Source organism: Algoriphagus aquaeductus, assembly GCF_003253485.1.
In the GTDB taxonomy this organism is placed as follows: Bacteria; Bacteroidota; Bacteroidia; order Cytophagales; family Cyclobacteriaceae; genus Algoriphagus; species Algoriphagus aquaeductus.
This window is the reverse complement of record NZ_QKTX01000008.1, coordinates 17,509-30,035: the sequence shown is the minus strand read 5'-3', so window position 1 is coordinate 30,035 and position 12,527 is coordinate 17,509. Positions and strand designations below refer to the sequence as shown.

The window sequence follows — 12,527 nt, the reverse complement described above, 5'->3', positions numbered from 1 at the left end:
GTGAAATCAAGTCATATTTTGATAGGAGTAGTGTCGCTGGTCATTTTGGTAGCAATTGGATACATGTTTACCGCAGCCGAAAGTCCTGAGGCCTATTTGGAGAAAATTGAAAAGGAACGCGAGCGTCAGTTTAAGTTTATTCGGTTCAATATCGAGTCGCCTTTGACAGAGGAGCAAAAAAAGGATTTCAAATCCCTGACATTTTATGAAATCAACCCTTCCTATCGGGTCAAAGCCCGATTGGTGCCCATTGAAAGCAAAAAAGTACGGGAGGTGCCATTGACAGATGGATCCAGAGAAAAATACATTGAGCATTCTTTTGCTGAGTTTGAACTTGGGGGCAAGACCAACAAGCTGCTTTTATTGCAATCCATAAAGGAGACAGACATGCGCAATTTCTTTTTGGCTTTTGCCGATGAGACAAGTGGAAGAGAAACTTACGGCGGAGGTCGTTTCCTCAATGTGCGTCAAGACGGAAAGAACAGTATTACGATCGATTTTAATTTGGCCTACAATCCATATTGCGCCTACAATCCCGATTATGCCTGTCCGCTTCCGCCCAAGGAAAATCTGATGACTATCGCGATAGAGGCTGGGGAGAAAAATTATGACAAATAATCCCGCCCTCCCGCAATTCTTTTAAATTTGTCCACTATTTCAAAAGGTGCCTCTGCACCTTTTTTATTAAACAGCGGAAGTAATCCGAATTCAAATTCTTATGAAAATCTCGATCAATCGACTCAAGCAATACATTTCACTTACCGAAAGTCCTGAAGAAATCGCCGCACTCCTCACCCGTTCCGGATTGGAAGTGGAAGGAGTGGAGGAGTTTGTTTCCGTTTCGGGAGGCCTGGAGGGGATTGTAATTGGGGAAGTATTGACTTGTGAAAAGCATCCTGATGCGGATAAGTTGAGTATCACCACGGTGGATATAGGATTAGAAACTCCTTCCCAAATTGTCTGTGGCGCTTCAAATGTAGCTGCAGGACAAAAAGTGGTGGTGGCCACCGTCGGAGCAAAGCTTTTCCCAACCAACGGCGAGCCTTTTGAAATCAAAAAGGCCAAAATCCGTGGTCAGGCCTCCGAAGGTATGATCTGTGCGGAGGATGAAATCGGCATTGGTACATCCCACGCAGGGATCATGGTTTTGGATACCGTTTTGCCAAATGGGACTCCGGCTAAGGAATACTTTGAAGTCAGCGAAGACCATGTTTTGGAGATTGGATTGACACCCAACCGAGCAGATGCGGCTTCACATTTAGGCGTAGCCCGAGATCTGAAAGCTTTGCTTCGGCGTTCGATTTGCCTTCCTGCCGAAAAAGACTTGACCAAAGAAGTTACTGGACCTTCGATTTCAGTGGAAGTTCAAGATGCCAAAGATTGTCCACGCTATGCAGGAGTAGTAGTGACAGACCTGAAAGTGGCTTCCTCTCCTCAATGGCTTCAGAATTTCCTTCGCTCAATCGGACTTGAGCCGATCAATAACGTGGTCGATATCACCAATTTTATCCTTCATGATCTCGGCCAACCTTTGCATGCTTTTGATTTGGAAAAGATCTCCGATGGGAAAATCATTGTCGGAAAACTTCCAAAGGACACTCCCTTCGTGACTTTGGATGAAAAGGAGCGAAAGCTTTCAGGCGAGGAACTGATGATATGTGATCCCAATGGAGGGATGTGTATTGCCGGTATTTTTGGAGGGAAAGGATCAGGAGTCAGTGATCAGACGACCTCTATTTTCTTGGAATCTGCTTACTTCTCTCCAGATGTAATCCGAAAAGGATCACAATTTCATGGACTGAAAACCGATGCGTCATTCCGTTTTGAGCGGGGCACGGATCCAAATATGCCGGTTTATGCCCTAAAGCGGGCTGTCGCTTTGCTTCAGGAAATCGCAGGAGGAAAGGTGGCGTCAGAGCTCATTGATGTGTATCCAAATCCTGTTCAGGAATTTGTGGTGGAAGTGGAATATGCTCATGTCAACCGACTGATCGGAAAGAAAATCGAACCAAGCGAAGTGAAATCAATCTTGGAAAGTTTGGATATCAGGGTTGAAAATGAAACTCAAACCGGATTTACAGCGATCGTGAAGCCTTATCGGGTGGATGTTATCCGTGAAGCGGATATCATTGAAGAAATTTTGCGGATTCATGGCTTCCATCAGGTGGAGCTTTCTGAGAAACTGAGCACGGATTTCTTGGCCGATCATCCGGTGAAAGATTTGAATAAATTGCAATATCGATTGACAGAAATGTTGGCAGGTTTGGGGTATTATGAACTCATCACCAATAGTTTGACCAAACCGGTTTATGCCGAAAAATCAGGCTTCCTGGATGTCGCTCAAAATGTCGAGATTTTCAACAAGCTAAGCGAAGACTTGGGTGTGATGCGTCAATCCTTGCTTTTCTCGGGCTTGGAAGTAATGTCACACAACATCAATAGGAAGCAGACAGACTTACGTGCCTTTGAATTTGGGACAGTTTACCACAAAGTAGCGTCGGGATACAAAGAAGGCAGGCGTTTGGCGATTTTCCATTCAGGAAATAGAAGTGCAGAAAGCTGGATAGAACCGGCAAAGCCTTTCGCTTTTGCGGACTTATTTTCAACTGTGGAGAGAGTACTAGAGCGATTAAACATCGAAGTAGGCTCCATGGAGGTAGTAGAATCCGCACCTTTTGCTTACGGATTGATTCTCAAACTCGGGGAAAAAGAAATCGGCCGTCTGGGGCTTGTAGATGATAAAATGCTGAAGCTAGCAGAGGTTCGTCAGGATGTTTGGTTTGCAGAATTGGATTGGGATCTGCTGGCCAAAAAGGCATCGGGATTGAAAAAGTATCAGGAGATTTCCAGGTTTCCGGAGGTTCGTCGCGATCTGTCTCTAGTAATAGACAAAACCGTAACGTATGATCAAGTAAAAGTTGTCGCCGAAAAAGCCGGAGGAAAATTATTGAGAAAAATCGGCGTTTTCGATGTATATCAAGGTGATAAAATTGAAGCCGGTAAAAAAGCTTATGCCTTAAGCTTTATCCTACAGGATCAGGAAAATACCTTGACTGATAAGGTAATTGATAAAACTATGAGTAAATTGATCGAGGCCTTTCAGCAACAAGTAGGGGCTGTCATCAGAAGTTAAAAAATGATTCACGAGGAACTGCAAAAACTGGAAAGACTTGCCGTACAGGTGAGTAAAAAAGCAGAGGCTTTGACCGCTGAAAATGAGCAATTAAGAGCTAGGTTGTCGGCTCTTGAGTATCAAATTCAGGAAAAAGAGCAGGAAATCCATCATTTTAAAAATAAGATTAAAATTAGTAACATTGTGGACAACCGGCCGGTGAATTCTGAAGATTCCGCCGAAATGAGTGACTTAATCAATAATTATATACAAGAGATCGATCATTTGATCACCTACCTTTCCGAATGATATGGAGACGTTAGCCATTAAAGTGAAAATCGGAGATAGGGAATACCCCATGCGTGTGAAGCCTGAAGATGAAGGTAAAATTCGTCACGCAGGGAAACTGATAAATGAAAAGTTGAGAAAGTATAAGGCTGAATTTGGTCTTGATGATACTACCGATCTGCTGGCTATGGTAGCCTTCGATTGTATGGTGGAATCACTGGAGACCCATGAAGGCAATGCTGAGGACAGCGAGCACATTCAACGCAGTCTTTCACATATTTCAGCACTGCTAAGCAAAGCAGTCTGAATCTTGATTTCCACCCATTTCGTTGATTTTCGGAGCTGGTAGGTAACCTTCTATATACATACCTATGTCAGACGTACTATTTATCGTCCTCGCAGCCCTGGCGGGGCTTGGCGGGGGAGCCGCACTAGCAGGCTTTTTTATTAAAAATAAACATGCACAGCAAGAGGAAGAGACCAAAGAACGGATCAAATCCATGCTGAGAGAGGCGGAGATTACCGCCGAAACCATCAAAAAAGACCGAATTCTTGAAGCCAAAGAAAAGTACCTCAAGATGAAGGCGGAGTTTGATGAGGAGATGAACAATAAGAAAAACATCATCATCACCAACGAAAACAAGGTAAAGCAGCTTCAAAGCCAAGTTTCCAAAGACCAAGAAGCTCTCAAGCGAAAAGAAGCCGAACTGGACTCAAAAAAGGAAAATCTTCAGGCACAGCTTCATTCAGTTCAGGTAAAAAAAGAAGAACTGGATCGTGTGACCAATCAACGTATCGCGGACCTCGAAAAAATCGCAGGACTCACACGTGAAGAGGCACGGGAGCAACTGATCTCTATGTTGACCGAGGAGGCACAATCAAAAGCTTCTTCTCAGATCAAAGACATCCTCGATGAGGCAAAATTGACTGCTACCAAGCAAGCCAAAAAGATTGTTCTCGATACCATTCAGCGTACAGCTACTGAGCATGCGGTTGAAAATTGTGTTTCCGTATTCAATATCGAAAGCGACGACATCAAAGGAAAAATCATCGGTCGTGAAGGGCGAAATATCCGGGCTCTGGAAGCAGCTACCGGCGTAGAAATCGTCGTGGATGATACTCCTGAAGCAATCATCATCTCCGGTTTTGATCCTGTAAGAAGGGAGATTGCCAGATTGTCTCTGCATCGTCTGGTTCAGGACGGTCGTATCCACCCTGCCCGTATTGAGGAAGTGGTGGCCAAAACCGAGAAAAACATCGAAGAAGAAATCGTCGAGATCGGTGAAAGAACCTGTATCGATTTGGGTATCCACGGACTTCATCCTGAATTGATCAAGATGGTGGGTCGAATGAGATTCCGTTCTTCTTACGGACAAAATCTACTTCAGCACTCCAGAGAAGTAGCCAAACTTGCTGCTACCATGGCTGCTGAAATGGGACTCAATGCCAAGCTGGCTAAGCGTGCCGGACTTCTGCATGATATCGGAAAGGTGTGGCCTGAGGAGCAGGAATTGCCTCACGCCATCCTCGGTATGGAACTGGCCAAGCGCTACAAAGAGCATCCTGAAATCTGCAATGCCATCGGTGCTCACCATGACGAAATCGAAATGACCTCCATGATCTCCCCGATTGTGCAGGCATCCGATGCGATTTCCGGTTCCAGACCTGGGGCACGTCGCGAAATCATGGACAGCTACGTGAAGCGTCTAAAAGAACTGGAAGAGTTAGCCTTGAATTTTGATGGAGTAAATAAGTGCTTTGCGATGCAGGCTGGACGTGAACTCCGAATCTTGGTCGATGCAGATAATGTAGACGACCAAAAAGCAGGTAAGCTTTCTTTTGACATCTCCCAAAAGATCGAAAAGGAAATGCAGTATCCTGGCCAGATCAAGGTAACTGTGATCCGTGAAATGAGAGCGGTTAATTACGCGAGATAAACTGGAAATTGATTTTCTGACAAATGGCAACTACTTTAGGTGGTTGCCATTTTTGTTTTCTGATGTTTACAACTTATTTGTTTATCCAATTTATTAATGAAGCTCGATGGAGGCTTTTTCCAAGGAAGGTTACCCCTGAAGAAATCCGGTTTCTCGATGCCCACTTTCCGTATTTTACCCGGCTTAAACCAATACATAAAAATGAATTTATAAGGAAACTGGAGACCATACTTTCCACAAAAAGATTTATTCCAAGAGGTGGGTTAGAGGAGGTTACCTCCGAAATGGAAGTCATGATTGGCGCCACTATCACCATGGTGATTTTTGGTTGGAAAAGGCTACGATTGGCGCACTTTCACACTATTTTGGTTTACCCAAATGCCTATTACAGTACCGTTAATAAGGTTTACCACCGTGGAGAAGTCAACCCAAAACATGGGCTCATTGTGGTGTCATGGAAGTGTTTTGTAGAAGGAATGGCCGATCCTGCCGATGGTGTGAATGTCGGTATTCATGAAATTGCCCATGCATTGAAGCTTGCCAATCTGATCGAAACCGACGGGGAACATGAGTTTAATCCCAAAGCTTGGACTGAGTATACCCAATGGGTTCCGGCTGAAATGGATAGACTCCGAAAAGGTTTACCGAGTCTGTTTCGTGAAAGTGCTGCCTTAAATGAGCACGAGTTTTTTGCAGTGGCCTTAGAAAGCTTTTTTGAGCGAAGTCAGGATTTGAAAAACTATCATCCCAACATGTATAAAGCCTTGGTCCACTTACTGAGACAGGATCCCTTGGTATTAATGAAGTAGGCATGGAAAAGCTATACAAAATCGGAATCATTGGAACAGGTGCAATTGCCCTCAAGCACGCGCAAGCCATTGCTAGTTTGGCCAATGCTGAGTTGGTCGGACTTTTTAATCCAAATCCTTCCAGTGCGGCAAAAGCCCAGGAGAAATTTTCAGTCCCTGTTCTCAGCGATTGGGAAGATTTTATCGCAATACCTGATCTTGAGGTGGTGTGTATTTGTACACCTAGCGGAATGCATTTGGAGCCCGCGCTAAAAGCGATTCAAGCAGGAAAACATGTGTTTGTCGAAAAGCCGATTGAGGTCACTTTGGATCGGACGGATCAATTGATTCAAGCAGCCGAGGCCAAAAATGTCAAGCTCGGGGTAGTGTTTCAAAACCGGTTTTCAACCGATTTTATTCAGTTGAAGGAAGCCGTATTGGACGGTGTTTTTGGTAGAATCCTAATGGGTAATGCTGCAATCAACTGGTTTCGTGATTCCAATTATTATTCCTCCAGCCAGTGGAAAGGAACTTTAACCTATGACGGTGGAGGAGCCTTGATCAATCAGGCCATTCATACTTTGGATCTTCTTTTAGAAGTGATGGGAGAAGTGGATTCCGTTTTTGGAAAAGTGAGGACCACGCTCTATCCTATCGAAGGGGAGGATTTGGGAGCGGCTTTGGTCAATTTCAAATCAGGTGCGATGGGAACGATAACAGCCGGAACTTCACTTTATCCCGGATATTCAGAGCGCCTAGAGATTTATGGAACAGAAGGAAGTGCGATTTTGGAAGCAGGCAAGTTGACAGCATGGAATGTCCGAGGAATGGAACCTCCAATTGCAAAAACTGAACATAAAGCAGCATCAGGTTCCTCCGATCCCAATGCAATTGGATTCGAGCTTCATGCCAAACAATGGATGGATTTTCTCCAAGCGATCGAAACCGGGAATCAACCCGAAGTCGATGGACCCAAATCCCGAAAATCCTTGGAACTCATCCGCGGGATTTATCAATCAAGCAAGGAGGAACAGCTGATCCGATTTCCGTTCTCGGAATAAGGTTTTGCCACAGATGCACACATTTCATTTTTTCTGTGGATCTGCGGCAATAAAAAACCCGAAGCTTTCACTCCGGATTTTTTCAGATTTCTTACGTTATACTTCTGATTTTCTGATCACTTTCGCTCCACTTCCCTCAGATTCTCCATTTTCTTATTTCTCAAGAAGCCGTTGATATCTTCGAAGTGCTCACGAACTCGTTTATTGCCAAATTCAAACACTTTGGTCACCAAGCCGTCCAAGAAATCCCGGTCGTGAGAAACGACAATCAAGGTACCGTCAAAGGCCTTCAGAGCATCTTTGATGATGTCCTTGGTCTTCATGTCCAAATGGTTGGTTGGTTCGTCAAGGATAAGCAAATTGACCGGCTCTAGGAGCAACTTGATCATCGCCAATCGGGTTTTTTCTCCGCCGGAAAGCACTTTGACTTTTTTATTAATATCATCGCCCTTAAACATGAAGGCTCCGAGAATATCCTTGATTTTGGTTCGGATCTCTCCCACTGCAATGTTATCAATCGTTTCAAAAATCGTGATCGTCTCATCCAAAAGTGAGGCCTGATTCTGCGCAAAGTACCCGATCATCGCATTGTGACCGAGTTCACATTTTCCCTGGAAGTCGATCTCGCCCATGATCGCCTTGATCATGGTGGATTTACCTTCCCCGTTTTTCCCGACAAAAGCTACTTTCTGTCCCTGCTCGATGGTCATGGAGGCATTTTTGAAGACCACATGATCTCCATAGCTTTTGCTCATCTCTTCCACGATCACCGGATATTTACCCGAACGTGGAGAAGGTGGAAACCGGAGTTTCAAGGCAGAAGTATCCACTTCATCCACTTCTACCAGCTCCAGTTTTTCGAGCATTTTCACGCGGGACTGCACCTGAAGTGTTTTGGAATAGGTGCCCTTGAAGCGTTCGATGAATTGGGTCGTTTCGGCGATAAACTTCTGCTGCTCTTCGTAGTGCTTTTGCTGCTGCTCGCGACGCTCTTTGCGAAGTTCCAGGTAATGGCTGTATTTCGCTTTGTAATCGTAGATACGGCCCATCGTCACCTCAATGGTTCGGGTGGTGATGTTGTCGACAAACGCCCGGTCGTGGGAAATCACCACCACGGCTTTGGCTTTGGTCATGAGAAACTCCTCCAGCCATTGGATGGATTCGATGTCCAGGTGGTTGGTCGGTTCGTCGAGTAGGATCAGGTCAGGCTTTTGCAAAAGGATTTTTGCCAGCTCGATCCGCATTCTCCACCCTCCGGAAAATTCAGATGTGGATCGCTGAAAATCTTCGCGAACGAAACCTAAACCCAACAACACTTTTTCTACTTCTGCCTCGTAGTTGATCTCTTCGATGGCGTAGAATTTCTCACTGAGTTCGGAGACTTTTTCGATCAGTTTGTAATAATCTTCCGATTCATAGTCTGTTCGCACAGTCAGTTCCTCGTTGATTCGGTCGATTTCCTCCTTCATGCCGAGGTAAGAGGCAAAGGCTTTGGCCGTCTCCTCCATCACACTGCAATCATCCGCAGTGAGCAAATGCTGAGGCAAATAAGCTACGACATAGCCTTTTGGGGCAGAAACTGTACCGGAGGTTGGCTTGCTTTGTCCGGCAATGATCTTGAGGAGGGTAGATTTTCCCGCCCCGTTTTTACCCATGAGGGCGATCTTGTCGCTCTCGTTGATGTTGAAGGTGATATTGCTGAAAAGCGGGGTGCCGCCGTGCATGACGGTCACGTTATCGACTGAAATCATGAATCTTGGAATTGAAGGGGCAAAGGTAAGGATTGAAAAATTGAAAAATTGGAAGATTTAAAAATTAGCGGATAGACCATAAAAACTTAACTTCGCCCCATGCTTGTAATCGTCACCGGTGTATCGGGAACGGGGAAAACTACCCTTGGAACGCTCTTGGCCGAAAGGCTCCGTCTTCCTTTTTTCGATGCAGATCATTTTCATCCTGCGGAAAATATCGCCAAAATGAGCGCGGGGCATCCGCTGAATGATGAAGACAGGCAGCCTTGGCTTCAGGCATTGGCAGATCAGCTCTTGACTTCTGAGCAAAAAGGCGGTGCGGTTTTGGCCTGTTCAGCCTTGAAAAATTGGTATCGGGAAAAGTTGTCAGTTTCCGATAATCTCCGCTGGATTCATCTCACCGGAAGTCGGGATTTGATTTGGGAACGAATGCTTGCCCGAAAAAACCATTACATGAAAGCCGGAATGCTGGATTCTCAAATTGCCGTTTGGGAAAAGCCACAAAGCGGATTCTTACTTGATATCACGGGGACTCCTGAGCAATTGCTGGAAGCTTCCCTTCATTATTTAACTTCTCAACCTATGAACATGAAAATGGGAGTCATCGGGATGGGCGTCATGGGCAAAAGCCTGGCGCTTAATCTGGCCGAAAAGGGCGTTCCCGTCTCACTTTACAATCGATTTGTCGCCGGAAAAGAAGAAGGCATCGCCAAAAAAGTGCTCGATGAAAATCCGGAATTTTCCAATATGCTGGCGTTCGAGGACTTACAGCAGTTCGTGGATTCTTTGGAAAAGCCACGTCGGATTTTGATGATGATTCCTGCCGGAGCCGCAATTGATGCCCAATTGGACGCCTTGATTCCGATTTTGGAAAAGGACGATCTGGTCATCGATGGTGGCAATTCATTCTATCTTGATTCGGACCGAAGAGTCAATCGACTTAAGGAAGTTAGGATGCATTTTTTACCTATGGGTGTGTCCGGCGGAGAAGAAGGGGCGAGAAAAGGTCCTTCCATCATGCCCGGCGGAAATGCCGAAGGCTATGCGATGGTGGAGGATTTCCTGGGAAGAATTTCTGCCAAAGACAAAGACGGAAAGCCCTGCGTAACCTATGTAGGTCCGGGAGGCTCGGGCCACTTTATCAAAATGGTGCACAACTCCATCGAGTATGGTGAGATGCAGGTTTTGGCGGAGTTGGTTCACTTGCTGCGATTTGGGTTTGGTTGCTCTTCTGAGCAGGTATCTGCGATTTTTTCGGATTGGGGAAAAGGTGAATTGAAGTCCTTCTTATTGGAAATCACTGCGGATTTGTTGCTTTTCAAGGAAAACGGAGAATTGCTCTTAGATAAAATCCTCGATCAGGCTGGACAAAAAGGCACCGGAGCCTGGTCTTTGACAACGGCTTTGGAGTATGGAATTCCTTACAGTCCATTGGCCGAGGCCGTGAATGCCCGGGGAGTTTCGGGAGAAAAAGCGATGCGCGTGGCGTTTTCTAAGACCTTCCAACATGAATTCCAACAAGTCGAAGGTTCACTCGAAGCGTGGCTTCCCAAAATCAAAGAAGCCTATGCTTTGGCCCGAATCATCAATCATGAGGTAGGTTTCCGCTTGATGAAAACTGTCTCAGATACCAAAGGATGGAACCTTAATTTCAACGAAATCGCTCGAATCTGGACCAATGGCTGTATCATTCGTTCCGGTTTGATGGAGACGATTTCAGCTAATTATTCCGATCAGGTATCCTTCTTTGAAATGGCTGGTGTGAAAGACCAAGTGATTTCTGGAAGAAAAGCCTTGGCGGAAATGGTTGGTTTGGGTTTGACGCATGGTTTTGCCTTGCCGGTGATGAGTGCGGGGATCAATTATTTGCTGGGAAGAATCACAGCAGAGTCTTCCGCTTCAGTCATTCAGGCTCAAAGAGATTATTTCGGAGCGCATACCTATCAGCGCAAAGACGATCCAAGCGGGAAGTTTTACCACACGCAGTGGAATTCTTAAGTCTGAAATACGAAATTGGAAATACGAGGGGCTGAAGCGATTCAGCCCCACTTTTTTGGCCACAGATGCACAGATAATGTTTTTTCACTCTTTTTACTTTTCTCTATTAAACATCCTTTTGCGCCTTTCTGTCTTTGTGGCAAAAACAAAAAATCCACCACCGGATTGGTTTACAAAAGGGAAAGGCCGAACTTAAGTTTCCCAACTTAACCCATCAGGCTATGAGACCAATTAAAATCCTGTTTTCACTCCTTTTTCTGAGCTGTTCTTTTGTTTCGGTTTTTGCACAGGAACTTGTGATCAATCACTTGAATGTGATCACCATGCTGGATGACAAGGTCTTGGAAGACCATTCGATCTATGTCAAGGACGGAGTGATCATGGAGATTGCACCTGAGAATGAAATTTCAGCAGTGGGCGTACGAACTTTGGATGGTCGGGGAATGTATATTTTCCCTGGTTTGGCCGAATTTCATGGACACCTGCCCAATCCCGAGCAGTACGGCCCAGAGTTTCAGGAAGAAGTGATGATGCTTTACTTGGCCAATGGTGTATTGAGGATTCGAAGCATGCTCGGCCATGAATCCCATTTGGCACTTCGGGATCGGGTGATGAAAGGGGAATTGTTGGGGCCTCGAACTTTTGTCTCTGGACCCTCTTTCAATGGCAACACAGTCGCTGATCCGGAAGCGGGGCGGGCGATGGTAAGAGCACAAAAAGCCGCAGGATACGATCACCTTAAATTGCATCCTGGATTGGATACGCCAAAGTTCTTGGCAATCGCAGATGAAGCCAAAAAGCAAGGAATTTTCTATGGAGGACACGTTTCCCTGGATGTGGGCTTGGTGACTTCAGTGACTCGTGGCTATCGCTCGGTGGAGCATATAGACGGATTTTTGGAAGCTATGCTTCCTGACGGGACGGTGATTGATCCGACAGTTTCGGGTCCTTTTAACATGAACCTGGTCGGGCAAGTAGATAAAAGTAGACTCGCGGGATTGATTCAGCTTTGCTTGGAAAACAAAACCTGGATGGCACCGACCATGACTTTGTTTGAGCGTTATTTCGGCTATCAACCCGCTTACGAATTGCGTCAGCAACCCGAGATGCTCTACTTACCAGGATTATTGGTGACCCAGTGGTTTAATACCAAATCCAAAATGGAAGCTGACGGCGTGTTGGCGGAGGCTAAAGTGAAACCGTATTTGGAATTCCGTCAGTGGCTTTTCCTCGAACTTCACAAAGCCGGAGTGTCGATGATCATGAGTTCGGATTCTCCTCAGGTTTTTAATGTTCCCGGTTTTTCTATCCATCGAGAAATCGAATCCATGTCTAAAGCCGGTATGTCCAATTATGAAATTCTTAAAACCGGTACTGTCAATCCTGCCAAATACATGGGGCAGGAAGGGCAGTGGGGCGTTTTGAAACCTGGAGCTGCGGCTGAATTTGTATTGGTACAAAAAAATCCATTGGAAGACTTGACCACCATGCAAAAGCCTCAAGCGATCATGATTCAGGGGAAATTTATCCAGCGGGATGAGTTGCAGCTGGAGTTGAATCTGATTCGGCAGAAGTATCTGAGGCAATAAATT

Annotated in this window: 10 protein-coding genes; 9 read left to right on the top strand and 1 reads right to left on the bottom strand. The window is 45.5% G+C overall.

Translation table 11 applies throughout. From position 1 onward, the window contains the following. The 7 genes from CLV31_RS11845 to CLV31_RS11815 all read left to right on the top strand — a co-directional run bounded on the left by CLV31_RS11845 (position 1) and on the right by CLV31_RS11815 (position 7,186). Positions 1-618, top strand: coding sequence for a DUF1684 domain-containing protein (locus CLV31_RS11845; RefSeq protein WP_111393111.1), 618 nt, complete (start codon positions 1-3; stop codon positions 616-618). A 100-nt stretch (positions 619-718) separates the two neighbouring features. Continuing rightward, positions 719-3,133 carry a phenylalanine--tRNA ligase subunit beta gene (gene pheT / locus CLV31_RS11840; RefSeq protein ID WP_111393110.1) on the top strand — a complete coding sequence of 805 codons (2,415 nt, stop codon included), beginning with the start codon at positions 719-721 and terminating at the stop codon, positions 3,131-3,133. Between the two features lie 3 nt (positions 3,134-3,136). Further along, positions 3,137-3,421 carry a hypothetical protein gene (locus CLV31_RS11835; protein ID WP_111393109.1) on the top strand — a complete coding sequence of 95 codons (285 nt, stop codon included), beginning with the start codon at positions 3,137-3,139 and terminating at the stop codon, positions 3,419-3,421. Position 3,422: 1 nt separating this feature from the next. Continuing rightward, positions 3,423-3,707, top strand: a complete 285-nt coding sequence (locus CLV31_RS11830; RefSeq protein WP_111393108.1) for a cell division protein ZapA — start codon at positions 3,423-3,425, stop codon at positions 3,705-3,707. Positions 3,708-3,771: 64 nt separating this feature from the next. After that, positions 3,772-5,337: a ribonuclease Y gene (gene rny / locus CLV31_RS11825; protein WP_111393107.1), complete on the top strand. Its 1,566-nt coding sequence runs from the start codon at positions 3,772-3,774 to the stop codon at positions 5,335-5,337. A gap of 23 nt (positions 5,338-5,360) precedes the next feature. Continuing rightward, entirely contained in the window at positions 5,361-6,146 is a 786-nt protein-coding gene (locus tag CLV31_RS11820) for a zinc-dependent peptidase (protein WP_317048782.1), read from the top strand. 2 nt (positions 6,147-6,148) lie between these two features. Next, the gene (locus CLV31_RS11815) at positions 6,149-7,186 is read left to right on the top strand and encodes a Gfo/Idh/MocA family protein (RefSeq protein ID WP_111393105.1); all 1,038 of its coding nucleotides are present in this window, start codon (positions 6,149-6,151) and stop codon (positions 7,184-7,186) included. A 116-nt stretch (positions 7,187-7,302) separates the two neighbouring features. On the opposite strand, the gene CLV31_RS11810 is transcribed toward CLV31_RS11815, so the two are convergent. After that, on the bottom strand, positions 7,303-8,937 hold the full coding sequence (locus CLV31_RS11810; RefSeq protein ID WP_111393104.1) for an ABC-F family ATP-binding cassette domain-containing protein: 1,635 nt from the start codon (positions 8,935-8,937) through the stop codon (positions 7,303-7,305). Between the two features lie 99 nt (positions 8,938-9,036). Here CLV31_RS11810 and gndA point away from each other — a divergent pair, with 99 nt between their 5' ends. Together gndA and CLV31_RS11800 are read left to right on the top strand one after the other, a co-directional pair. After that, positions 9,037-10,935, top strand: a complete 1,899-nt coding sequence (gene gndA, locus CLV31_RS11805; RefSeq protein WP_111393103.1) for an NADP-dependent phosphogluconate dehydrogenase — start codon at positions 9,037-9,039, stop codon at positions 10,933-10,935. A 221-nt stretch (positions 10,936-11,156) separates the two neighbouring features. Next, positions 11,157-12,524 (top strand): amidohydrolase family protein, encoded by a 1,368-nt coding sequence (locus CLV31_RS11800; RefSeq protein WP_111393278.1) that lies wholly within the window; start codon positions 11,157-11,159, stop codon positions 12,522-12,524. The last annotated feature ends 3 nt before the right edge of the window (positions 12,525-12,527 follow it).

Coding starts and splice junctions, on each gene's coding strand:
- pheT (WP_111393110.1), top strand. CDS start 719: ATGAAAATCTCGATCAATCGACTCAAGCAATACATTTCACTTACCGAA.
- CLV31_RS11835 (WP_111393109.1), top strand. CDS start 3,137: ATGATTCACGAGGAACTGCAAAAACTGGAAAGACTTGCCGTACAGGTG.
- CLV31_RS11830 (WP_111393108.1), top strand. CDS start 3,423: ATGGAGACGTTAGCCATTAAAGTGAAAATCGGAGATAGGGAATACCCC.
- rny (WP_111393107.1), top strand. CDS start 3,772: ATGTCAGACGTACTATTTATCGTCCTCGCAGCCCTGGCGGGGCTTGGC.
- CLV31_RS11820 (WP_317048782.1), top strand. CDS start 5,361: ATGGCAACTACTTTAGGTGGTTGCCATTTTTGTTTTCTGATGTTTACA.
- CLV31_RS11815 (WP_111393105.1), top strand. CDS start 6,149: ATGGAAAAGCTATACAAAATCGGAATCATTGGAACAGGTGCAATTGCC.
- CLV31_RS11810 (WP_111393104.1), bottom strand. CDS start 8,937: ATGATTTCAGTCGATAACGTGACCGTCATGCACGGCGGCACCCCGCTT.
- gndA (WP_111393103.1), top strand. CDS start 9,037: ATGCTTGTAATCGTCACCGGTGTATCGGGAACGGGGAAAACTACCCTT.
- CLV31_RS11800 (WP_111393278.1), top strand. CDS start 11,157: ATGAGACCAATTAAAATCCTGTTTTCACTCCTTTTTCTGAGCTGTTCT.